At 71.8% G+C, this 23,398-nt stretch carries 15 protein-coding genes; 3 read left to right on the top strand and 12 right to left on the bottom strand.

Annotation, left to right across the window (positions count from 1 at the left end):
* Positions 1–166: 166 nt before the first annotated feature.
* Positions 167–2,629 carry a putative bifunctional diguanylate cyclase/phosphodiesterase gene (locus tag SNR22_RS04310; protein WP_413775587.1) on the bottom strand — a complete coding sequence of 821 codons (2,463 nt, stop codon included), beginning with the start codon at positions 2,627–2,629 and terminating at the stop codon, positions 167–169.
* Positions 2,630–2,739: 110 nt separating this feature from the next.
* On the opposite strand from SNR22_RS04310, the gene ilvD reads away from it, so the two are divergent.
* A complete protein-coding gene (gene ilvD, locus SNR22_RS04305; RefSeq protein WP_320065128.1) occupies positions 2,740–4,587 on the top strand; it encodes a dihydroxy-acid dehydratase in 1,848 nt (615 codons plus the stop codon).
* A 64-nt stretch (positions 4,588–4,651) separates the two neighbouring features.
* On the opposite strand, the gene SNR22_RS04300 is transcribed toward ilvD, so the two are convergent.
* The 10 genes from SNR22_RS04300 to SNR22_RS04255 form a co-directional block, all read right to left on the bottom strand.
* Positions 4,652–5,449, bottom strand: coding sequence for an inositol monophosphatase family protein (locus SNR22_RS04300; protein ID WP_320065127.1), 798 nt, complete (start codon positions 5,447–5,449; stop codon positions 4,652–4,654).
* Positions 5,450–5,680: 231 nt separating this feature from the next.
* Complete coding sequence (locus tag SNR22_RS04295) at positions 5,681–6,217, bottom strand: hypothetical protein (RefSeq protein ID WP_320065126.1); 537 nt, start codon at positions 6,215–6,217, stop codon at positions 5,681–5,683.
* A gap of 165 nt (positions 6,218–6,382) precedes the next feature.
* A complete protein-coding gene (locus tag SNR22_RS04290) occupies positions 6,383–8,512 on the bottom strand; it encodes a DEAD/DEAH box helicase (RefSeq protein WP_320065125.1) in 2,130 nt (709 codons plus the stop codon).
* Positions 8,509–9,810: a BREX system ATP-binding protein BrxD gene (gene brxD, locus SNR22_RS04285; protein WP_320065124.1), complete on the bottom strand. Its 1,302-nt coding sequence runs from the start codon at positions 9,808–9,810 to the stop codon at positions 8,509–8,511. The genes SNR22_RS04290 and brxD overlap by 4 nt, the downstream gene beginning before the upstream one ends.
* Positions 9,801–12,539, bottom strand: coding sequence for a BREX-2 system phosphatase PglZ (gene pglZ, locus SNR22_RS04280; protein ID WP_320065123.1), 2,739 nt, complete (start codon positions 12,537–12,539; stop codon positions 9,801–9,803). The genes brxD and pglZ overlap by 10 nt, the downstream gene beginning before the upstream one ends.
* Positions 12,536–16,378, bottom strand: a complete 3,843-nt coding sequence (locus tag SNR22_RS04275; RefSeq protein ID WP_320065122.1) for a phage resistance protein — start codon at positions 16,376–16,378, stop codon at positions 12,536–12,538. The genes pglZ and SNR22_RS04275 overlap by 4 nt, the downstream gene beginning before the upstream one ends.
* Before the next feature lie 147 nt (positions 16,379–16,525).
* Positions 16,526–17,842, bottom strand: a complete 1,317-nt coding sequence (locus tag SNR22_RS04270; protein WP_320065121.1) for a hypothetical protein — start codon at positions 17,840–17,842, stop codon at positions 16,526–16,528.
* A gap of 165 nt (positions 17,843–18,007) precedes the next feature.
* Positions 18,008–19,957 carry a hypothetical protein gene (locus tag SNR22_RS04265; RefSeq protein ID WP_320065120.1) on the bottom strand — a complete coding sequence of 650 codons (1,950 nt, stop codon included), beginning with the start codon at positions 19,955–19,957 and terminating at the stop codon, positions 18,008–18,010.
* 5 nt (positions 19,958–19,962) lie between these two features.
* Positions 19,963–20,214 (bottom strand): hypothetical protein, encoded by a 252-nt coding sequence (locus tag SNR22_RS04260; protein WP_320065119.1) that lies wholly within the window; start codon positions 20,212–20,214, stop codon positions 19,963–19,965.
* Positions 20,211–20,507 carry a DivIVA domain-containing protein gene (locus SNR22_RS04255; protein WP_320065118.1) on the bottom strand — a complete coding sequence of 99 codons (297 nt, stop codon included), beginning with the start codon at positions 20,505–20,507 and terminating at the stop codon, positions 20,211–20,213. The genes SNR22_RS04260 and SNR22_RS04255 overlap by 4 nt, the downstream gene beginning before the upstream one ends.
* Positions 20,508–20,713: 206 nt before the next feature.
* Between SNR22_RS04255 and SNR22_RS04250 the strand changes: the two genes are divergently transcribed.
* Positions 20,714–21,595, top strand: coding sequence for a helix-turn-helix transcriptional regulator (locus tag SNR22_RS04250; RefSeq protein WP_320065117.1), 882 nt, complete (start codon positions 20,714–20,716; stop codon positions 21,593–21,595).
* Positions 21,588–21,782: a DUF397 domain-containing protein gene (locus SNR22_RS04245; protein WP_320065116.1), complete on the top strand. Its 195-nt coding sequence runs from the start codon at positions 21,588–21,590 to the stop codon at positions 21,780–21,782. The genes SNR22_RS04250 and SNR22_RS04245 overlap by 8 nt, the downstream gene beginning before the upstream one ends.
* Positions 21,783–21,887: 105 nt before the next feature.
* Here SNR22_RS04245 and SNR22_RS04240 read toward each other — a convergent pair whose 3' ends face one another.
* Positions 21,888–23,393 (bottom strand): HNH endonuclease, encoded by a 1,506-nt coding sequence (locus SNR22_RS04240; protein ID WP_320065115.1) that lies wholly within the window; start codon positions 23,391–23,393, stop codon positions 21,888–21,890.
* Between the last annotated feature and the right edge of the window lie 5 nt (positions 23,394–23,398).

The raw sequence follows: 23,398 nt of genomic DNA, 5'->3' as shown, positions 1-23,398 counted from the left end.
GGAGTGGCTGGTGCTCTTCAAGCGGTGCGACGCGGGCGGTGCCCGCCCCGATGGGATCCGATGGCAATAAAAACGGCCCTCGTGCAGATGCACGGGGCCAGCGCACTCTCGACGACGGAGAGTGCGCTTAGGTAAGTACTCGCGGAGACCGGTTCGACGACATGTGTCAAGCCTGCCGCATCTCACGCGATGAGTCAACTGATCCCACATTGTGGTTCACGGATGTCGGCAAGGCACCCTCCGACCCGCCCCCTCCACCCGACCCGAGCTGCGCGGACGCCCCCTCGTTGGAGCGCTGGGCGGGCATCGACGGCAATCGCCGGGGACGCGCCGACGCGGTGGGGGTCGGTGGGGCGCAAAGGTGCCCGCCGGGCGGCGCCGACACCGGGGCGGGCGGCGTGGCCACCGGGGCGGGCCGCGCGCCGACCGACGTGGCGGCCTCCAACATCGCCTCCAGGTGTTCGGCCGGCACCCCCCAGCCGAAGAGCGCGCCCTGGCCGAACCGGCAGCCCGCGGCGACCACCGCGGCCAGTTCGGCGGGGGTGGTCACCCCCTCGGCGATCACCTCCAGGCCCAACTGGTGGCCCAGTCGCATGACGATGTCGACCATCGGGGCGAACGCCGGGCCGTCGGTGTCCACCGGGCGGACCGGCTCGTGCTCGGCGACCAGGCTGTGGTCGATCTTGAGGATGTCGATCGGCAGCCGGCGCAGCTGACCCAGCGACGAGTATCCGGCGCCGAAGTCGTCGAGGGCGATCCGGACACCCGTGCGTCGCAGCGCCGTCAGCCGCCGGACCAGCTCGTCCAGGTCGGTGGCGACGGCGTGCTCGGTGACCTCCAGCACCAGCCGCTGCGGTGGCACGTGGTGGGCGCGCAACGCCTCGGCGACCTGGACGACGTACTCCGGGGCGTGCAGCTCCCGGGGCGAGACGTTCACCGACACCCAGACGTCGTGCCCGTCGGCCAGCCAGCGGGAGAGCTGGTAACACGCCTGGTGCAGCACCCACGCGCCGAGCTTGGCGATCATCCCGCACTCCTCGGCCAGCGGGATGAACTCGTCCGGCCGGACGTTGCCCAGCTCCGGGTGACGCCAGCGCAGCAGCGCCTCCGCGCCCACCGGACGCACCGACGGCAGCGACGCCACCGGCTGGAACACCAGTCGCAGCTCGTCGCGCTCGATCGCCCCGCGCATCTCGTGTTCCAGCATGTTCCGACGGCGCAGCAGCTGGTCGTACGCCACGTCGTAGTGCTCGATCCGGTTCTTGCCGCGCTGCTTGGCGTAGCGCAGGGCCAGGTCGGCGTGGCGCAGCAGCAGCTCGGTGTCCGGCTCGTCGGGCTGCCCGGCGACGCCGATGCTGACCGAGATGAAGACCGGCCCGCCCGGCTGCTCGTACGGGCGGCCGAGCACCCCGAGCAGCCGCTCGGCGACCCGCCCCGCCTCGGCCGGACGACCGGACACGAGCACCGCGAACTCGTCCCCGCCGAGCCGGGCGGCCAGGTCGCCGGGGCGCAGGTTGTCGCCGAGCCGCCGGCCCACCTCGGCCAGCACCTCGTCGCCCACGTCGTGCCCGCGCATGTCGTTGACGTTCTTGAAGCCGTCCAGGTCCAGCCCGAGCAGCACGCACGGGTCGCCGGCACCGGTGCTCCGCTGCAGGGCGCGCAGCAGACCCCGCCGGTTCGCCAGGCCGGTCAGCGGGTCGGTGTGCGCCAACTCCCGGAAGTGCGCCTCCCGCTCCGCCAGCCGCACCGCGTACCGGCGCACGTCGTGCAGGGCGAGGTACTGCCGGGTCACCAGCGCGAACCCCTCGATGCTGCCGGCGACGATGCCCAGCGCATCGAACCGGCCGCCCTGGATGAGGTGGTACATCGCCGAGGCGGCCATCGCGAGCATCGGCACGAAGGCGTACGCGCCGTCCCGGCGGATCAGGTCGACGTCGATCTGCCCGGGCGGAACGGCCCGGTGCACGGCCAGCGCGGCGGTCGCCAGCCCGGCCGCGATCAGCACGGCACCGCCCAGGACCAGCCCCGGCATGGCCTGGCAGAGCCCGGCGGCGATACCGAGGCCCCCGCACGTCACCGCCGTGATACCGGTGCCGAGCCAGGCCAGTCGGCGGCGGGGCCCGGCGGCCCGCACCAGCACGATCAGGGTGAGCCCGGCGGTGAACGCGACACTCACGGTGGTCAGCAGGATCTGCGGGCAGGCCACCGGGGCCATTCCGGCGAGCAGCCGGGTCGGCTCGGAGAAGAGCACCCAGCCGACGAACCAGAGCGCGGTCCCCATGATCAGGCCGTCGAGCACCAGCCGGGCCGTCGCCGCCCGGGTGACCACCGCGCCGGGCAGCCGGAGCAGGCCCGCGCCGAAGGCCAACGTGCTCGCCGCGGTGGCAATGGCGACCGGGGTGGCCCAGCCGGTGCGTTGCCCCTGCCGGAGCCCCTCGCCACCGAGCGCCACGGTCACCCCGACCAGCAGGGCGAACAGCGCGAACACCGCGGCGGCGGCGACCAGCACAGCGGTCTGCCCGCACGTGCGCCCGGCCCGGCGGGCAACGACGATCAACAGTGCGGTGGCGCCGGCGGCGACGATGCCGCTCAGCACCGCGACGGCGGTCATGCCGGGGGGGAAGTGCACGCCCCAACTCTGCCGGATGCCCGCACGGCGTGGGGGCCGGGTGTGCAACTGTTGGGACACGGAGCGCGCCCGCTGGGAGCGCCCGGGGCGACGGTGTAAGACTGGTACGCATGCCTGAGCTGCGGTCGAGAACCTCCACGCACGGCCGGACGATGGCCGGCGCCCGGGCCCTATGGCGGGCCACCGGGATGACCGACGACGACTTCGGCAAGCCGATCGTCGCCATCGCCAACAGCTTCACCCAGTTCGTGCCCGGGCACGTACATCTCAAGGACATGGGCGGTCTCGTCGCCGACGCGGTGGCCGAGGCCGGCGGGGTGGGCCGGGAGTTCAACACGATCGCGGTCGACGACGGCATCGCGATGGGCCACGGCGGAATGCTCTACTCCCTGCCCAGCCGGGAGCTGATCGCCGACGCGGTGGAATACATGGTCAACGCGCACTGCGCGGACGCCCTGGTCTGCATCTCGAACTGCGACAAGATCACCCCCGGCATGCTGCTGGCCGCGCTGCGGCTGAACATCCCCACCGTCTTCGTCTCCGGCGGCCCGATGGAGGCCGGGAAGACCACCGCGATCGAGGGGATCGTCCACTCCAAGATCGACCTGATCGATGCCATGGTCGCCTCGTCCAACGACGCGGTCACCGACGACCAGCTCGGCGAGATCGAGCGCTCGGCCTGCCCGACCTGCGGCTCCTGCTCCGGCATGTTCACCGCCAACTCGATGAACTGCCTCACCGAGGCCATCGGCCTGGCCCTGCCCGGCAACGGCTCGACGCTGGCCACCCACGCCGCGCGGCGGTCGCTCTTCGTCGAGGCCGGCCACACCGTCGTGGAGATCGCCAAGCGTTGGTACGACGGCGACGACGCCTCGGTGCTGCCCCGGCAGACCGCCGACCGGGCCGCGTTCGAGAACGCGGTCGCCCTGGACGTGGCGATGGGCGGGTCGACCAACACGATCCTGCACCTGCTCGCCGCCGCCCGGGAAGCCGAGATGGACTTCACCGTGGCCGACATCGACGCGATCTCCCGGCGGGTGCCCTGCCTGGCCAAGGTCGCCCCGAACTCGCCGAATTACCACATGGAGGACGTGCACCGGGCCGGCGGCATCCCGGCCATCCTCGGCGAGCTGGACCGTGCCGGCCTGCTGCACCGGGACGTGCACGCCGTGCACTCCCCCAGCCTCACGCGATGGCTCGCCGACTGGGACGTGCGGGGCGGATCGGCCACCCCCGAGGCCCTGGAACTGTTCCACGCCGCCCCCGGCGGGGTGCGCACCACTCAGCCGTTCTCCACCACCAACCGCTGGTCCACCCTGGACACTGACGCGGCGGGCGGCTGCGTGCGCGACCTCGCCCACGCCTACAGCGCGGATGGCGGGCTGGCCATCCTGCACGGCAACCTCGCCCCGGAGGGCAGCGTGGTGAAGACCGCCGGCGTGCCCGAGGAGTGCCTGACCTTCCACGGCCCGGCCAAGGTGTACGAGTCGCAGGACGACGCCGTCACGGCCATCCTGGCCAAGGAGATCGTGGCCGGCGACGTGGTGGTGATCCGGTACGAGGGCCCCCGGGGCGGCCCCGGCATGCAGGAGATGCTCTACCCCACCTCGTTCCTCAAGGGCCGCGGGCTGGGCAAGGCCTGCGCGCTGCTCACCGACGGCCGGTTCTCCGGCGGCACCTCCGGCCTCTCCATCGGGCACGTCTCTCCCGAGGCGGCCTCCGGCGGCCTGATCGCCCTGGTCGAGACCGGCGACGAGATCGTCATCGACATCCCGGCCCGGTCGATCAAGCTGAACGTGCCCGATGACGTGCTGGCGGCCCGCCGCAACGCCCAGGAGAAGCGCGACAAGCCATACACCCCGGTCGACCGCGTACGGCCGGTGTCCGCGGCGCTGCGCGCGTACGCCTCGATGGCCACCTCAGCCAGCGACGGCGCCTACCGCCGGGTGCCTGAGTGAAAGGAAGGGCACCTTATTAACGCCTGCGGTATAGAAGGTGCCCCTTCTCACCGCTGATCCAGGGCTACGTGGCGGACTGGTTGCCGATGAGTGCCAGCAGCGCGGCATGCGTCTCCCGGTCGGCGGCCACGACGAGCCCGCCCGCGCCGGTGTGCAGCGGCTGCCCCTGGAGGCCGGTCACCACGCAGCCGGCCGCCCGGCACAGGGCGATACCGCTGGCGAAGTGCACGCTGTCCCGGAGGTGGCCGTCGGTCACGTACGCGGCCCGTCGCCCCGCAGCCACCCAGGCCACGGCCAGGGTGGTGGAGACCACGCGCGGGCGGAACCGCTCGACGAACCCCGCGTCGGCGAGCAGCCGGACAGCCCGGAAGCCGGGGGCGTTCGGAAACGGTGGATCAAGGTTGACGTCCACCAACCGTGAGTCGCCCGACGGCACGAGCGGCTCGTCCACGCCGTCGCGGCGCACCCACGCGCCCGCACCCTCGGTCCAGAAAACCTCGTCGGTGAACGGGTCGGCCGAGGCCGCCACCGCGACCTCCCGGCCCGTCCGCAGCGCGACATTCACCGCGACCAGCATGCTGCGCACCGCGTAGTTCAGCGTTCCGCAGAGCGGATCGACCAGCCACACCCGCCCGGCATCGCCGGAGCCCGTGCGGCCACTCTCCTCGCCCACCACGGCGTCGCCCGGCCGAGCGGCGCGAAGGATATCGACGATGACTTTCTCGGCCTCGATGTCGGCGGCGGTGGCGAAGTCACCGCCATCCTTCTCGAAACGCGCCGACGACGCGCCGTACTGCGTGCGCACGACAGCGGCTCCCGCCCGCGCCGCAGCAATGACAAGATCCCGATCATTGATCGACATGTACGCAGGATAGGACCCGGACCGGCAGCCGGGTTGCCGGCTCCGACCCACGCCAGGGCACCGTTGGCCGGCGGCACCGCCCTACCCCGCTGGCTCGGGAACGCAGCAGGTCAACCGGAGATCGCGCAGTCACTGCCCTCGATCAGCAGCGGTCGGCGCCTACCGGCCGGGTGCCGGAGCGGGCGCGGGGCCCGCGTCCGGCAGGGTTCCGGCACCGCCCGCGACTGACGCTCAGTACCCGACCAGGGCGATGACCAGCGACGCCACCGCAGCGGCGAGCAACACCCCGCCCGCGCCGATCCCGACCGCCGCACTCACCGGCACGGCGCGGGCCCGGGCGACCGGCACCGCCGCCAGCGCCACCGCCGTCACCAGGGCGGCGACCACATGGATCAACGGATAGTCGAGCAGTGCCGCGACCGGGAACAGGTGCACCCCCACCACGAGCGCGACCCAGACGGGGATCAGCTCCCGGCGACGGCGCAGGGCGAGCAGCCCGGCACCGAGGGCCGCGACGGCGAACTCGATGCCGACGATCAGGCCGAAGGTGCGACTGGTGTCGGCGTCGAAGGCCGTCGGGTCGGACCAGCGACGCCAGGTGAGAACCCCGGCGGCGACGGCGGTGAGCAGCGAGAGCACCGATCCGACGACGAGCACCGGGCGCCAACTTCTGGGCGGCGCCTCCTGGGCCCAGCCGAACCAGCTCGAGGCGAAGAAGCCGAAGATAACTGCTGTGGCCGAGGCGTCCCGCACGTGCTCCGCGAGCATGGCTCCCCCTCCGTGGTGCGGCGTCGGCGAGCCGGTCTTCCGGCACCGTGGCCCGCCCGATCTTGGCAGATCCTCGCCGACGATCGGGGCCGGGCGCGCATCGGGGGCGGGCGCGCGAACTACTCGGGGCGCATCCAGCCGACGTACGGCAGTCGCGGGAAGCCATCAACCTGTCAGTGCGACGAACCGGACCGGATCTTCCAGTACGGCCACCGCGCCGGACACGTCCGTGAGGCGGGCCGCGAGGGTCGCGCGGGCGAGCCGCTCCGGCAGCGCGACGCCGAACTTCAGCCCAGCCAGAGCCCGCGCGCTGACCTCGGGCAGACAGATCCGCTGTTCCGCGTCGGCGACCAGGGCCCGCCACTGCGTCCGGTCCAGGTCGGCGCGGAGCCGGATCGTGTAGTCGTCGAACCGCTGCATCGGATCGACGACCTCGCTCAGGGTCGCGGTCAGGGTCGCGTTCGCCCGCAGGCCCGCCCACGTCCACCAGGCCAGGTCGCCGTTCGGGGCTCGGACGACGAGGCTTCCGCCGGGGTGGACCACGGTCGACCGGTCGGCCCGTTCCGCCGCCAGCCGTTCCACCGCCCGCCCGGTCAGCCGGACCGGTGGGTCCTCGCCTAGGAGGACGTCCCGCATCGCACGGGTGAGCGGGTGGCTCCAACCCACCCAGCCCAGCGAGGTCCACCGGGCCCGGCCGCCGTCGTCGGCCGGCTCCACGAAGCAGCGCCGCCGGCGCCAGTCGACGTACGTGACCCGCCAGCTCCGCCCGCCGAGCAACAGCAGCCGATCGCCGTATACCTCCTCGGTGAGGAGGCTGGGGTCGATCCGGCCCAGTTCCTGACGGCCGTGCAGGACGGTGAACTCCGGTGGCCCGGTGAAGACGGCCGTCATGTCCATGAAGTGCCGCCGTCCGAACCGTCGCTCCGCCTCCGGCCCGATGAACAGCATCCCGCCGTCGCTGTCGAGGTAGCCGTGGTCGAGAAGATGTCGGACGATCGGCTCGGCCCCGGGGCCGAAGGGCGCGAGGCCGTTCCACGCCTGCGCCCAGAGACGGTCACCGACTCGGTGCTCCTGCAGGCAGAGCGCGAGCATCTGCTGGGCGACGATGTGTCGGGGCTCCGGCGGCGGGACGACCGGTTCGACCCAGCCGCGCGCCCACAACGTCAGCAGCGCTGCCGCCCGGGTCAGTTCCTGCCCGGTACGGCACAGGAACAGGCAGTTCCGGGTGCTGCCCGGGCGGCGGCCGGTGCGGCCGAGCCGCTGCAGGAACGACGCCACGGTGGCGGGTGCGTCGATCTGGACGACCCGGTCCAGGTCACCGACGTCGATGCCGAGTTCGAGGGTACTGGTGGAGACGATGACGCAGTCCCGCGCCTCGGTGAACGCCTGTTCGGAGCGGCGTCGCTCGTCGGCGGAGAGGGAGGCGTGCGACAGAAAGGTGGTCACCCCGCGTTCCCGCAGCAGTTGACCGAGTTCCTCGACGGTCTGCCGGGACTCGCAGAAGACCAGCCGCTTCTCGCCGGCGTGTAGGGCGGAGATCACCTTCGCCGCGTTGAACAGCGACCCGACGTAGTCGAGTTCGATCTCGCCGGGTGGCGGGCTGGTGGTCTCTGGAGAAGCGTAAGCGGCGGCGAGCACCTCGGGAGCGATGACCCGCCCCGGCCGCCCGCCCGCCACCGAGCCCTGCAGCCAGGTCAGCAGTTCCGCCGGGTTCCCGACGGTCGCGGAGAGCCCCACCCTTTGCAGCGGCCGGCCGGCGACCCGGGTCAGCCTCTCCAGCACCGCGAGCAGGTGCCAGCCGCGGTCATCCCCGGCGAAGGCGTGGACCTCGTCGACCACCACCGTCCGCAGCCCGGCGAAGAAGCGACGGTGGTCGACGTTGACGCTCACCAGCATCGCCTCGAGAGACTCGGGCGTGGTCAGCAGGATGTCGGGGCGCTGCCAGAGCACGGCTCGCCGGGCGGCAGTGTTGACGTCGCCGTGCCAGAGCGCGGCGGTGCGGCCCAGCCAGCCGGCGTACTGCTCGAGGCGGGGATGCAGGTTGTTGAGCAGGGCCTTGAGCGGGCACAGGTAGAGCACCGAGGTGCCGGTCCAGTCCTCCCGTGCCATCCGCGACAGCAGCGGAAACACCGCCGCCTCGGTCTTCCCACCCGCCGTCGGGGCGAGCAGCAACGCGTCGTTCCCGTCGAGCAGCGGCCCGATCGCGTCTCGTTGCAGCGGTCGCAGCTCCGGCCAGCCGAGGCTGTTGACGACGTGGTGCAGCACCACCGGGTCGAGCAGGGTCTCTTCGTTCACAGGGTCAGGTTGACGTCGTCGGCCGAGGCGGCGTTCCGCTCGACCTCCGTCAGTTCGTCGGAGCGCAGCGTCAGCGCGTAGTGCTCCCGGGGATTCCAGTCGGCGAACTGGTCCACCCGGTCGAAGACGTCGGCGACGAGCTTCTTGAGATAGACCCGGGGGGCGACCCCGACCTGACCACCCAGCCGGCCGGCGACGGCCCGGGCGAGTTCGGTGAGATAGTCGTCGCCGACCACGCTGGTCACCCGGTCGCTGCCGTATATCTCGCGTACTCGGATGCCGAGTTGGACCAGGGCGGCCTCGGTGAAGCCTGGGAGGCGGAGCTGGGTGGCGCGGGGGTTGTCCCAGCGCGGTTCCGGGCCGAAGTCGGTAGCGAGGCGCTGGGCCAGCGGCGCGAGCCGCTGCACACCCTGCTGGCCGTCGAAGAACGCCGGGGTGCCGGTGATCAGCAGGAACAGGCCCGGGAAGCGCCCGGCGTAGATGTCGTCGACCAGTTGCCGCAGCGCGTTGAGGGCCTTGTCGCGGGCGTCCGACCGCACTCGCTGCAGGGTCTCGACTTCGTCGAGGACCAGGAGCAGGCCGGGATGCCCGCTGTCGCGGAGCACCGTCAGCAGGCCCTGCAGGAAGCTGAGCGCCCCGAAGTGGTCGAGGTCCCCCTTGACCCCGGAGGCCCGTCGCACCGAGGCCGCGACGTGAGGCTGCCCGCCCAGCCAGGCCGCCAACCCTCCGGCGGTCACCTGGTCGTTGGAGGCGACGGCCGTCCGGTAGCCGCGCAGCGCGGCCGCGAAGCCGGGTGTGCTTCGGGAGATGTCCGCCAGGCGGCGCTCGAGCAGCTCGCCGACCGCCCGGTCGAGCCCGTCCGCGTCGGCTTCGGCGGCCGCGCCGGCGGCCAGCACGTCCTCCTCGAGAGCGAAGATCCACCCATCGAGGACCGGACGCAGCGCGCTTGGCGCGAACTGCTCGGTCGTCAACTGTTCGACGAGCCGGCGGTAGACGGTCTCCATCCGGTGCAGCGGCGTCTCCAGCTCGGAGACCTGCACCTCGGCCACCGCGAATCCCCGGCGCTTCGCCCGCTCCCCCAGCCACCGGGTGAGGAAGGTCTTTCCTGCGCCGTACTCGCCCCGCACGGCTTTGAACACGCTGCCGCCCCCGGCGACCCGCTCCAGATCTTCGTCGAGGGTGGAGGTGAAGCGGTCCAGTCCGACGGCGAGGGCGTCCAGGCCGTTGGCGGGCACCGCGCCCCGGCGGAGGGCGTCCACGATGTCCCTGCGCCGCCGGGCACTGACCTCTACCGCCACGTGGCCTCCAGCCCGAACTGCTCGACCATCAGGGCGATGTCGAGCTTGGCGGTCCGCCCGTCGGGGTCCAGGCTGAGCACGGGGTACCCCTCGACCTGCAGCAGGCGGCGCAGGGCGGTGAACGTGCCGAAAACCCGGTGCACGGGTACGCCGGCCCGGGTCGCCAGCGTCTCCAGGGTCGCCCGCCCGTTGCCGGCGAGGAGGGTGGCGACCATGGCGGCCACCCGCTCGTCGGGCAGGGGCGCCCGGGTGCCCCGGCGGTCGGCGTACACCGGGCTGGCCAGCAGGGCGTCGACGAGGACCGTCGCGGGATCGGCCGTGGCCGACGGTTCGGGCGGGGCCGGCACGGCAGTCGGGGCGGGCAGGTCGAACAGGCCCTCGTCCTGGACGACGGGCCGGGCGAGGCGGCGAGTGGAACGCCTGTTCTCCGGTTGGGCGGCCCCGCTGGGGGTTGCCTCGCCCGCCGCCGGCCGCAGCGGCTCGCGCCACCACTCGGGGCTGGACACGGGCGCTCCCGCCCACCCCGGGACGGCGTTCTCGTCGTGCACCGCGAAGAGCAGCAGTGGGATCACAGCCTCGGCGGGAGCTGCGCCGCCGTGGTATCCGGCCTTGCGCGGGCCGTACCGAAGCTCCTCCCGCCAGGGCAGGATCGCCTTCCCACCGGCGAGCGCCACCCGGCTGCCCCGGAAGAGCAGCTCGCCGTCGCCGGGTTCGCCCGTCGCCGGGCGCCACCGGTTCTCGCTGGAGTCGGAGGGCACCAGGACCGCCTCAGTGCCCCGGTCGACGACGTGGCCGTGGTCGGAGACCAGCACCACGACCCGGTCCTGCGCGACCGCGAGCAGGTCCCGCAGCCCGTTGACGGTCTCCGTGCTCCACTCGGTGGTGCCGGGGTCGCTGCGGTCCAGGGCGTCGTCGATGGTGTTGATGACTGCGGCGACCAGCGGGACGGCGGGGTCGGCGATGGCGGCGGCCACCTCGGGGTCGACGGCCTGCCCGGCCGGGGTTCGCAGGTCGGACTTGTGCAGCAGCACGCTGCCCGGGAACTGCTCGCGGAAGGCGCGCAGCTCGGCGCCACGGTCGCCGACGGCGATCCGCCCGCTGAACAGGCTGCACCGGTTGACCTGCGTGACGGTCGGCAGCGCGGCGAGGACCCCGGTGCGCGGGCCACCGCCGGGGGTCAGTTCGGTCCAGACCGCGCTGCGGTGCAGGGAGTCGGCGATCTCGATGCCCGCCGCCGTGCCCATGCCGTCGAGGACGAGCATCAGGACCCGGCGCCCGCCGTCCAGGACGGGACGGACGACGCGGTCCAGCACGTCCTCCACCCGCAGCAGGGCACCGGGTTCCCGCTCGGCACCGGTCACGTCCTGCAGCAGCTCGGCGAAGTGGCGGTCGTGTCGGGCGCGACGGGCGTCGACGGCCGCGTGCAGCAGCCGGTACGCCTGCGCAACCTGCTGGTCGACGTCGCCGGCGAAGACGTCCAGCCGGGCGCGGTCGACCCATCCGTCGTCGCGGACCTGCCGGTGCACGGCGTCGAGGATGGTGGCGGGGGCGGGCCCCTCGGGCACGGCCAGCCACCGCAGCAGCCGAACGCCCATCCTGGCGGTCTCCACCCGGGACCGGTCGGCCGACCGGTGGGCCTCGACCTCGGCGAGCCGGTCCTGCACCCGTTCGATCAGCTCAGCGGCGGACCCCGCCCCGACCACCGGGACGGCGAGCCGCACCGCGGCCCCGAACGCGCGCATCCGTTGGGTGAAGCCGGCCGGCAGGAGGGTCGACGCGGCGAGCCGCCCGGCGACGTCGATCTCGGCGGCGATCTCCTCGGCCCGGCGCAGCATCCGATACGCGTCGTGGCGTACTGCGTCGTCGCCGTCGAGGGCCCGGTAGATCCATGCCTCCGTGGCCTCCCCGAAAGCGGTCGCCTGCGCCTCCGTCAGTCGGGTGCCGCCGAAGCGTGGTTCGAGCCGGGTCCGGGCGACCACCAGCTCCACGTCGGGCCGCTGCTCGCCGCCTCTGGGCCGGAGCACCTCGGCGAGCAGGCCGAGCGGGATGGCGTCGATGCCGTGCCCGGCCCGGACGGCGGCGAGGACCGGCACGGCGACCGGGCCGGCCACCTCGGCGAGGAACGCGGCGATCCCGTCGGTCCACTCGGCCGGCAGGTCGGCGAAGCGAAGTTGGGTGCGTGCGTCGGTGCTCCACTGCAGGAGCCCGGCGCCGTCCAGCTCGTCGGGGTCGAGGCCGAGCACCGCCCCGGCGAGGTGCCGCAGGGCGTGGTCCCGGGTGAGGATGAGGCCTGCGGGCGGGGCCCAGCCCTTAACCGGGGCGAGATCGGTGAGGGCGTCGGCGACCCAACGGCCGGTGCGCACCAGGGTCGAGTCGAGCCGCACCTGACCGCCGAACACCTGGGTGACCACGTCCCACGGGTCGACGCTACGCCCCTTCTGCATGCTGACGTGGGTCAGCAGGCCGTCGCCCAGTTCCATGTCGGTCAGGTCAGTCAGCAGGACGAGTTTCTCGTGCGCGGCCCGGTCGGCGAGCGCGGCCCGGGCGGCGATCGGCGTCCGGCAGGGCACGATCCGCACCGGGGTGTCCCCCACGGTGAGCACCGGCTCGTCGGTCCACTCGGGGCGGGCGTGCAGCACGATGGCGTCGCTGTCGTCGCGCTCGGCGAGCCACGCCTCGACCTTTCGCCGTACGGCCGCCGGGCGGACGGCGGCCCGTGTGAGGCTCACGGGCGGCGCTCCGAGTCCTCGACCTGCCAGGTGACGGTGACCCGCCTGCCGGCGTCGACCTCGACCCGCAGCGCGCCGACGAGCAGGTTCAGTTCCTCCGCGCCGGTCACGACCGCCTGGTGGGCGGCGGGTGGCGCGGGTGGTAGAAGAACCGGGTCCCTGGGATCGCGCGGCTTCGGGATGACCGGCGGCGGGTCGATCACGGCCGGCGGGTCGACGACCGGCGGGTTCGGGGGTACGACCGGCGGTGGGTCGACGACCGGCGGGTTCGGGGATACGACCGGCCGATTGTCCTCGGCCAGCAGGGCGGCTGCGGCGGCGACCGCCTCCTGCAACGCCCTGGCCAGGTCGGAGCCGTGCTGCTCGTCTCGTGCGGCGGTTTGCAGTCGGTCAAGGACGGCTTGAGCGCGGGAATCGGAGGCGGCCCGCTGCCGCACGGCACTGAGCAGCGGCCACTGCGTGGCGGTCAGCGCCGTGACGAGCTTCCCGGCCTGCTTGTAGACGCTGCTCGCGGCCAGGCCGTCCAGGCCGCCGAGGCGCTGCTCCCCTTCGGCGACCACGCCGACGAGCACCACGTCGTCCCGTTCGGCCTTGACCTGGGTGAGCAGCTCGGCGACCCGCAGGGCGGTGGCGAGCCGACCGACCTGCGCGTCCGAATTGAGGCCGACCTCCGCGTCCGAATCTAGGCCGAGCAGCGTGGCGTGTTCCTTCAGGCTGGCCACGAGTTTCCCGGCGGTCTCGGCGTACGTGGTGGCGACCTTCCGCATCCTCCCGGCCAGGTCCACGAGGTTGGCCGGGTTGCGGAACTGGGGCAGCACCTCGCCGAAGAAAGGCTGCCCGAACTGCACGGCCGTCTTCCACGCCTCCTCCGTCGGCATCGGCGGGTGCCGCAGCTCGAAGCGGTCCTCCACGCCGTTCACCGCGACGACGTTGACCTTCCGGCCACTGTCGTACCAGCTCAACTGCTGCTCGAAGGCGAAGACGGCGATGATCAGGTTCTGCAGGTCGCGGTCGAAGCCGCGCCGCTTCGGCACGTCCAACAACTTCCGGAGCCGGTGCACGGGGAAGTGATCCCGGTAGTCCTCCTTGGCCGCCTCCTGCAGCAGGTGCCTGCTCCAGTAGCAGGTGCTCATGGTGAGCACGTAACGGTTGTCGATCAGCTCGCCGAGCTGCAGCGGGTTGCAGATCCGGCGGAGCATCCGCTGGTCGGCGGGGGTCGCGACGGAGACGCCGTGGGTGGGGTCGGCGGCGGCCTGCTTCGCGTACTCGAAGACCTTGCCCAGGTCGCCGCGGGTGAGCGGCTTCTCGTCCACCGGCAGGGCCGGCGTGCCCGGGTACGACCATTCCAGCAGCTCGGCGGTGAGGTTCTTGAACGCGTCAGCAAGCGTTCCGCCCCGGGGGTCGCCGATGCGCAGCCCCTCGGCCAGGGTGTGCAGCACTCCGACGGTGTCCTCGTGCACGTCGGAGGGCAGCGCGTTGGCCGCCCCGTACGCCTGCTTGAGCGCGGTGATCAGGCCCTCACGGAGCTGGGTTTGCCGCTGCAGCAGGTAGACGCGGCCCTGCTGCCGGTCGGCCTTGGGCCAGTCGGCGGCGAGGGTGTTGAGGCGCTCCCCCGCGCCGCCGATGCCGAGCAGGTAGTTGATTTTCGCAAGCTGGGCGACCCGGCCCATCATGTCGTCGGTGAGGTAGAGCGGCAGCCAGAACACCGTGTTGGAGCCCCGGGGCAGTTCCTCGATCCGGGCCCGGTCGGCGCTGCGTGGGTAGTCCTGCGGGTCGAACGGGTAGTCCACGACGATCCGCCAGGACTCGCCGGGGGCGAGCAGCGCGGCGATCGGCATCGCGTCGGGGTCCCGCACGTTGCCGAACTTCACCTGGACGACGTGCCGCCGGCCCCGCCAGTCGCGCGGCTGCTGCAGCTCGCCGTGGCTGCCCTCGCTGCCAGTCAGGCCCATCTCGGCGCTGATCAGCTCCCGGAGCAACTGCTGCCGTACGCCGGCCGAGGTTTCGTTGTGCGGCACCAGGTCGAGCAACTTGTCGAAGTCGACGGTGTGCAGCTTGAGCGACACGACCGGGTCGTGGTCGTCGGTCAGGTGCAGCTCGCCGGCGTCCTGTTCGATCTTGCGCAGCCGTTGGAGCACGATCGTGTTCTCGTAGCCGGGGATCGGCGAGGCGATGGAGCCGAAGTTCAGCGCGTGCAGCTTGGCGGCGGTGAGGTTGTGCAGGGCCGGCACCTCGGGCACCAGGGCGCCGAGCACGATGGTCTTGACCAGCTTGTCGTCGAGCTGGAACTGCGTGTGCGGGGCGGCCCTCTCCTCGTCGATGCCGCTGAGGGTGAGCAGGATCGGGCGCAGCTTGCGCAGGTAGAGCGTGCGGGCGGCCTCGAACTTCTGACGCAGCTCCGGGCGGTCGGGCAGCTCGCCGTGCAGCACCAGCGGGTCGAACAGGGCCGCGACCCCGATCAGGTCGTTGACCCGCAGGGTGTCCCGCCGCTCGACCAGCAGCTCCGTCATCACCTTCAGCGCCGTCCGCTCACGCTGCAACGCCTGGGAGAGCGCGACGAGGGTGGCCACGAGGGCCGGCGAGAAGGGGTAGAGCTGCCGGAAGGCGGTGGCGTCGGAGCCGATGCCGGCGTCGCCGTACTGCGCGCCGAGCAGCAGGATGTCCCACACCTCGCGGTTGTGCCGGACCGCGGCGAAGGCGTTGTCGATGACCGCGCGGGCCGTCTCGTCGTTCGGCTTGAGCAGCCGCCCCTCGGTGATCTCGGGCAGGTTGGTGTCGGCGAGGACGATCTCCCCGAACCGCCCCTGAACGCTGCGCATCACCTGCGCCAGTGCCTCCCGCTCGGTGCCGCCGACCTGCGGGCCGAGGAACTCCTCCAGGTTGCGCTGGCGGGCCACGAAGGAGACCAGGGGCAGCGGGCGGGTGGCGTCGGCGGACTCGACCAGCTTGTTGAGCTTGGCGCCCTCGGTGTTGACGAAGGTGTGGTCGGCGATCCGGCCGGAGAGCCAGAGGATCAGCTCGTCGAGGAAGAGCACGATCGCGTCGTACCCGAGGGACTTGGCGTGCCGGGTGATGACGGCGAGGCCGGTGTCGAGGTCGAGGTACTCGGCGCTGTGCACCGCGCCGCTGAAGAACGCCTGGGTGAGGGCGCTGACCAGCGCGTCGCGCTCCTTGGTGCCGGGCGGCTGCGCGGCGGCCTCGGCGTACCGCTGCGGGGTCCAGCCCTCGGCCTGGGCCCGCCTCGCCGCCAGCCCGCCGCCCGTGACGGTGCCGCCGCCCAGGTTCTCGAAGAACTTCTCGTCACCGAGCGTCCGGCGCAGGCCTGCGGCGTTGCCCAGCAGCGCGTCCGAGCGGTGTACGGCGGGGAGCGGCGCGTCCGGGTGGGCTGCGGTGACGTGGCGCAGGTACCCCTCCAGGATCGCCTGCTCCACCGAGCGCGCGTCGAGCATGTGCAGGGTCAGGGTGAGGAACTTCCGGTCGGGCAGCCAGTTGTCGGCGGCGACGGCCGCACCGTCCAGCCCGGGGATCTTCCGGGCCCTGGGGTTGTGCGCGAGGATCTCCCGCAGCACCGACATGAAGTGCGACTTGCCGGAGCCGAACGAGCCGTGCAGGAACATCGCCTGGGAGCGGCCGGTGTTGACGGCGTGCCCGACCCGGCCCAGCGCCTTGGCGAAGCTCTCCCGAAGCTGATCGGTGACGACGTATCTGCTCAGGTCGGCGCCCTCGGCCGCCTTCACCACGAAGTCGCCCTCGCCGACGGACGTCGGTATGTCGATCAGGTCACGCAGCAGCGTCGCCAATGTTCCTCCAGCTCCCCAGGTGCCCGACACGCTACCCATCGACCTGATTGCTCGGGTACCGCACTGGTTGGCCATTTTGCGGTCCGGCCGACGGGACCACAGTGGACCATCGGCGGGCGCTTCCTCCGTTCGTCGGAGGAACCCCAGCTCAGCCGCGTGACGGGCGCTGGACGCGCGCGGGGTTGGTCAGGCGGCGGCTGCCGGAAAGACCACGAGCGATCCGTTGTGGCTTCGTTCGATCTCAATCGCCACGTCGCCCTGGTGGGATCCCACGCTGAGGCCATCGCCCAGGGCGCGAAGTCGATAGGCGGCCCTGAGCAGTTCGTCGACCTCGCCCTGCGTGAAGACCATGCTGCGGAAACCGCTTTGACGCTTCACCTCAAGGGTCGACAGTCGAAGCAGGACAGATTCGATGCCTGATTCCAACTCGTCGATGCGGCGCTCATCGTCACGCAATGCTCCGATGAATCTGTTGAACGGGTTGCCCGCCTCCGCCAGTTGCGCGTGCTCAACCGCTTGGAGCACGAGCACCCGGCGTTTGAGAGCAATGGCGAGTCGCGCAAGCTCCAGGTGCGCACGGAATTCGCCGCCCTCCCCGTTGATTCCGGTGAAGGATTTGGTCAGTTGACCGACCTCAACCGGCCCTTCGGGCAGCGCAGCCACCGCAGCTTGCCATCTGTTGAGGCGGCGCTTGGTGCGCTCGATCGCCGTGCTGATCGCGTAGGACGAGGAATCCAGCCCCAACGACAGGCCAATCCTGCCCTGGTCGAGCAGAATCGACGTGGCCTTGTCGATCGCGTCACGGCAACCGTCCAGCTCGCCGCGCTCCTTCTCCAGGTATTCCTGGTGCAACTGCTCCAGAAGATCGGTGATCCGCTCGATCGCCTGCTGGCGTTGCTGGTCGGCGTGGGCGCTGACGCCGACCGCGACGGCCATCAGCACAAGAGGCGCGGCCAGAGTCAACGCCCCGGCGCTGGCCACGGCCAGACCCGCCGTGGCGGCCGAGCCGGTCGCCGCACCTGCGACAGCGGTCCGGCAAGTAACGGGCACGAACGTGGCACCGCCCACGATCGTGCCCATGGAGTTGACCAGCGGGCCACGGACACCGCCTACGACCAGCTTCGCGTCCATGGATTTCACAAGCCCGGTACCGAACTGCGCGGCGACCTTCGCCGGCACCACCATTCGATAGAGCACTTCACCCGTAGCGGCAACGTTCAGCGTCGGAGGAGCTGATTTCGCTGTCTGACCCACGAGCTGCGACAACTGCTTGGCGAGCGGACTGGCGGCATGCAGCGCAATCCCGCCGTTCCGGTCGCGCTTGGTCAGGACCGGATGCGCTTCCAGCGTGGCGATGGGGGAATCCGCGAGCGTGGCCAGGACGGTTCTCAACTCTGCGAGTCGGGCTGGTGTCATGCCCTCATCGGCGAGCACGTCCGGCACGTTGACTGCCTCCGTAGCCAGTGTCCATACCGGCACGGATGTCTTGTCCTCAGTGGTCACGTCTTGTCCTTTCCCCAAGCTGGGGTTCACCATAGGCGGTGGCAGCGACACCTACAACAATCTCAGGCCGCAGGCCATAGCCCCGCCCAGATAGTCACCGCCATTCCTTATCGGTGCTCTTCGGACATTTGGCGGGAGCGGAATTAGGGTCAGAGGCTGGCAAGCTCAGGGAAGCCCTCCAACTCTGGGCAGGTCGGTGCCCTCGACCAGCAGCCGTGGGCCGTCGTCGTCGTGGCGATAAATCGCGCAGCCGCCCCGGGTGAATCGGACGCTGAACGGAAGGCCGGCATGCTGCGCCGCCAGCCGCCGCAGCCCCGGAACCGGGTCAGGCGGCAGCGGGCGGGGAGCCGACCGGGGCACCGGGACCGGCACCCCGGGGTCCGCCGGCACGGTCTCGGGCAGGGCGACGTCCAGGCCGTCGAGGCAGTGCGCCACGGCCGCCTCCAGGCTGGGCCGGCACGGCAGGTCGTCGGGGTGCACCGGGGCGGCCGGCGAGCGCAGCTCGACCGACCAGAGCACGCCGTGCGCCCGCATCGCCCCCGCCGGGTGCCGACGCAGGTCGAGCACGTTCACCACCAGCGCCAGGTCCAGGCCGAGCGCGAGCCGGAGCAGCTCGGCCAGCGGCGGCGGGTCGGGGCGTACCGCGGTCACCAGCAGGCGCGCGGCGGGCAGCCCGGGGCCGACGGCGCGCACCTGCTCCCCCACCGGGTCCGCGCCCGCCCAGGGCAGGGCGACGTAGCCCTCGCGCACGTCCGGTGGGATGTCGTGGCCGCCGTCGGCCTCGGCGAGGTCCTCCGGGCGTACGCCGAACACGGCCGCCCAGGCACCCAGCCGGTAGCGGTCGGGGAGCCGGACGACGGCCCGGCCGCCCGGCCGGACGCTCACCGCCGAGGCCGCCTCCGGCGTGCCGGTCCGCCAGGTCAGGTGCACCACCCGGTGCCGCAGGTCGGTCAGGGTGACCAGGGCAGCCTGGTGCAGCCGGCGGGCGCCGCCGCAGGTGGTGCAGGTCAGCACCGAGGACCGCGCCGGGCGGCAGTCCGGGCAGTGCCTTGACGGCACCGGCTCGCCGAGCCACGGCGGGTCCGGCGGCTCGACCGACCGGCGCAGCGGCACCCGGGTCCGGCGCACCACCTGCCCCGTGGGTTGCTCGACCAGCGTCTCGACCGGCTCGCCGGCATGCAGGGCGGTGTGCCACCAGCGGCCGTCCCGCCAGACGGCCTGCGCCCCGGAGGCGGTGCAGTCGGCGCGCACCCGGCGGGCGACCTCCGCCACGTCGGGCGTCGCCGGGATGAGCGGCCGGAGCGGGTCGGGGCTGAGCATCCGGGCGGGCGCGTCCCGGCCGCGCTCGCCGAGCCCGGCAAGCGCGTCGGCCACGTCCGTGCCGGCCAGGCCGGCGGCCAGGTCGGTGAAGCGCGATTCCGGCGGCCCGTCCGGCACCGGGGAGCCTGGCACCTCGTACCGGACGGCCCAGCGCAGCCCGCCGCCGTGCCGGCGGGCCTCCACGACCAGGTCGAGCAGGAGCAGGTCGGCCACCGCGCAGAGCCGGGCCAGCCGCCGCGCCGGGTCGACCGGGGGCGGGGCGGCCGACCGGCCCACCAGCACCCGCCACGCCGGCCGGGCGGCCTCCGCGACGGCCCGCGCCGCCAGCTCGTGCCGCTCGGCCGCCGGCAGGTCGGGCCGCCAGCTTGCCGGCAGCCGTACCGTCAGCGGGTCCACGGTGTCCCCGACACCCGCCTCGGCGGCCAGTTCGCGCAGCCGGGGGGTCAGCTCGACCGCCCAGCCACCCGCCAGGCACCACTGGGGGTCGAGGTCGTCGGGCACGACCTCGTGGGAGGCGACCGCGCCGGTGTCCAGGTTGGCCACGGTCAGCACAAGCTGCGCGCGCCGCCGGCCGCGCCGCCCGCAGCAGTGGCAGGCCACCGCGACCGTGCCGGCACCCCGGCAGAACGCACACCCGCGGTACGGTTCCCGACGCCCGCCCGCGCCGCCGGCTGGACCGTTGTCGTTGTCGTTGCCGTCGTCGTCGGCCAGGAGCCGGTTGCCGTAGTGGGTGCAGCGGCAGGGGTCGAGCCGGAAGGTCATGCCGTCGCAGTCCGGGCAGTCGACGGTGGTCACGCCGGTCACCGGGGCGGACGGGCGGAACACGGCCCGTCGTGGTCGGTGCGGCGCACGCAGCGCGGCCCCCGGGGCAGCGGCAGGTCGCAGAAGACACGCTGGCGTACGCCCTGCTCGTCCTCGGCCGACACGGTGGTCTCGCCGGCGTCCACCTCGGGCAGGAACGTCACCGAGCGGGCCAGCGCCGCCGCGAACCGGCGGGCGGTGGGCAGGTCGGAGGCGGTGAACGGCAGGTGCACCACCCAGCGCGCGCTCACCGCCGGGCCGCCCGGTCCGCGCGGGCGCGCTGCGACTGCCAGGCCCGCAGGACTTCTCTGATCCGCTCGATCTCCCGACGGCTGCTGTCGAGCGCCGCGTAGACCTCGGCCAGTTCGTCGGCGACCTGGTCGAGGAATGCGGCGACCTCGACCGAGTCCACCCCGCGCCGGCCGCACCGGGTGAACCGGCGCTCGCGCACCTGCCAGGGCTCCAGCGGTACGTGGTCGGCAACCCGGCACGCCGACGACCTCGGCGACCCGACCGGACACGGATGACGGGGAAACGCGCGCACGCCAGCACCTCCTCGATGACCAATAGGGAGCGGCATTCAATAGACGGTGGGAATTCCACGGTCATCGCCTTTGTCAGGGCCATCTTGTAAGGTCAGGGGCACTATCACAACCAATGTCAGCCCATACTGTTCAGTTATTCGTGCGCAACATTCCCGTGCATCCAGTGGGCGTCGAGATGTTGCAAAATTCAACGGAGGGAGGCCGGATGACCGAGGACATGGGATCGACAGTGCCCCGACGCCGGCTCGGCAAGGCGTTGCGTGACCTGCGCACCGAGGCGGGGATAACCCTGGACGCCGCCGCCGAGGCGCTGGAGTGCAGCCGGCAAAAGGTGTGGCGGATCGAGAGCGGGCTCGGCTCGGTGCGCGGCCTCGACGTCCGCGCCATGTGCGAGCTGTACGAGGCTGCGGCCCCGCTGACCCAGGCGCTTGCCGCGTTGGCCAGTGAGACCAAGGCGAAGGGCTGGTGGCACGCCTACGGCGACGCGATACCCGACTGGTTCGAGCTATACGTGGGCCTCGAATCCGCCGCCTGCCGGATCCGGCGATACGACGAGTCGTTGATTCCCGGCCTACTGCAAACCCGTGGCTACGCGCACGCCGTCTACGAGCATCGCGCGGAGGTGACCGAGGAGGAACGCGAACGGCTGGTTCAGGTACGACTACAGCGACAGTCTCTGTTGACCCGCCGGCTGCCCGCAGCACCCGAGATGAAGGTCGTCATCTCGGAGGGCGCGCTTCTGCGGATAGTCGGAGACCGGCCCACGATGGCCGAGCAACTGCGTCATCTGCTCGAAGTTGGTGAGCGAAAGTCGGTGGGCATCCGTGTTCTGCCGCTGTCGGTCGGCCTGCACCGAGGCGTCGAGGCGGGCACCTTCGTCATGCTGGAGTTCCCGCTCGGCAACCGGGCGACACCGGAGCCGCCGGTGATCTACAGCGAGTCGTGGACCGGAGCCCTCTACCTCGACCGGCCGGACGAGTTCGCCGCCTACGAGAAGGTCTGGGGAAGCCTGGATCAGCTCGCCCTTGATGAAGGACAATCAAGGCACTTTATCAACAAGATCATCGGAGAGGTCCACCATGGCTGATCTGACCGGCGCGCGGTGGCGCAAGAGCACCCGCAGCGGCAGCAACGGCGGCGACTGCGTCGAGGTCGCCGACAACCTGTCCGACATCGTCGCCGTACGCGACAGCAAGGACCCCGCCGGCCCGGTTCTCACCTTCACCGCCGGCACTTGGAGCACCTTCGTGGCGGCCACCAAGGGTTGCCGCTAACCAGCGTCTGCTCCTCCGCGATCCTGATGCGGGAGTGCGTCGGGATCACGGAGGAGCAGCTGCTGCGCCAGGCTCAGTGCGCGCACGCCGGCTCGCTTTTGGAGATCACTTGGGGAGGCCGCAGAAGCGGCGGTGATACCTCATGTACTTCTCCCCGATGGCGTGGCTCTCGTGTCGATGCAACTGGCGGATTGCCGTGTCGTCGTTTGTCCGCCGCACCATGAATTCGTCATCGATGTAGATCGCAAAGCAGTCGAACTGAACGTGGTGGTTGGGACAGAGACAGAGCAAGTTGCTGAGTTCGTCCGGGCCGTCGTGCGGCTTCCCCAGTCCCTGGATGTGCGCCGCCTCGCTGTAGTACCCGTCGCGGGTCTCCAGCCGAAGCCCGCAGACCTGGCACTGGTCGCCGTACAGCCGCTTGATGGCCTCCGCGAACTTGCTGCTGCGGACGATGCGGTCGACCTGTACGGACTTTCTCTTGACCGGCCCGTTCGAGTCTGGCTCGCCGGCAGTCAGCGACGAGAGATCAAGCGCTCCGGTTGCGGAGTCGTAACCGGCAAGCCCGACCTGGGCCAGCAGCGCCGGCCAGTCGACGTTTGGAATTAACGACCTAGACAGCATCGCGACGGCGCGGCCCCGCATTTCGACGTTGCCCAGCAGCTCCGCGACGGCAGGAGAAAAGCCCAAAAAGGAGATGTTGAGGGTGCCGAGCACCGCCCGTCCATGGAAGCCAGAGGGCTCGACCTCCCAGCTCTCCGCAGTCCTGATCTCCCATAGTTCGCTGCCGGCAACCGGACCCAACGGGTATTCGGCAGGGTCGCCGAGCATGGTTGTTTCGCCATACCGCTCGACGAGAGGCCTGAGACTGATACTGGCGTCGGCCCAGTCCGTGAGCCGGTTCTCACCGGCAGCGATCCTCCCGATGGCCCACAGCATCGTCAGCGGCTGGTTCCGGGCCGCCGCGTCACACCGGCGACGGCGGGACAAGTCGACGATACTCTGCACGGCCGCGAAGAACCGCTTGCGGTTCATCCGAGACGGCGCAGGCGGCTCTGGCGGCGGCACCGGGCCAGGCATGTCCGGCAGGAGCGGCGAGATGGAGGCGTACTCGGCGGCGCTGACCAGGGTGAGGCTTCGCAGCGGAACGGGCAGCCCGAGACGGCGCAGGATGGGCTCGGCCGGTACCGAGCGGGCGAGTGGCTCGACCTCGCCCAGCGCCACGATGTGTTCCCAGGTCTGCCCGTCGTCGTCGGTCTGCCAGACACGCTTTGCCACTGCTGGATTTCGGAACAGGTGCAGGATCCGGGCGCGGGCGTAGAAGGTCTTTTCGGCGTAGAAGAGGACGTGATCGCCGACCCGGCGATCGCGGAGCGCGCGTACCTTTGCGTTGTTCGTCTGCTGGCTTGGTGTCGACCCCCACAGGCGGGCGACGCCATGCGGGTAGAGCCGCTGCAGGACCGCCAGCTCGGGCCCGAGTTCCGCCGCGATCTCCGTCAGCCGAATACCCCGCTTGACGGAATGCTCGTAGTGCTGCGGGCCTCGCACGTTGGCCCCGCCCCGCAACTGCAGCAGCAACTGCGGCGACCGGCTGGCTTGCTGCCCACTGCCCATGCCTT

Source organism: Micromonospora sp. RTGN7 (genome assembly GCF_033804645.1).
In the GTDB taxonomy this organism is placed as follows: Bacteria; Actinomycetota; Actinomycetes; order Mycobacteriales; family Micromonosporaceae; genus Micromonospora.
The sequence above is the reverse complement of the archived record's forward strand: the minus strand, read 5'-3'. Positions and strand labels throughout refer to the sequence as shown.

Coding starts and splice junctions, on each gene's coding strand:
- SNR22_RS04250 (WP_320065117.1), top strand. CDS start 20,714: ATGACCGAGGACATGGGATCGACAGTGCCCCGACGCCGGCTCGGCAAG.
- SNR22_RS04295 (WP_320065126.1), bottom strand. CDS start 6,217: ATGCTCGCGGAGCACGTGCGGGACGCCTCGGCCACAGCAGTTATCTTC.
- SNR22_RS04240 (WP_320065115.1), bottom strand. CDS start 23,393: ATGGGCAGTGGGCAGCAAGCCAGCCGGTCGCCGCAGTTGCTGCTGCAG.
- ilvD (WP_320065128.1), top strand. CDS start 2,740: ATGCCTGAGCTGCGGTCGAGAACCTCCACGCACGGCCGGACGATGGCC.
- SNR22_RS04300 (WP_320065127.1), bottom strand. CDS start 5,449: ATGTCGATCAATGATCGGGATCTTGTCATTGCTGCGGCGCGGGCGGGA.
- SNR22_RS04275 (WP_320065122.1), bottom strand. CDS start 16,378: ATGGGTAGCGTGTCGGGCACCTGGGGAGCTGGAGGAACATTGGCGACG.
- SNR22_RS04245 (WP_320065116.1), top strand. CDS start 21,588: ATGGCTGATCTGACCGGCGCGCGGTGGCGCAAGAGCACCCGCAGCGGC.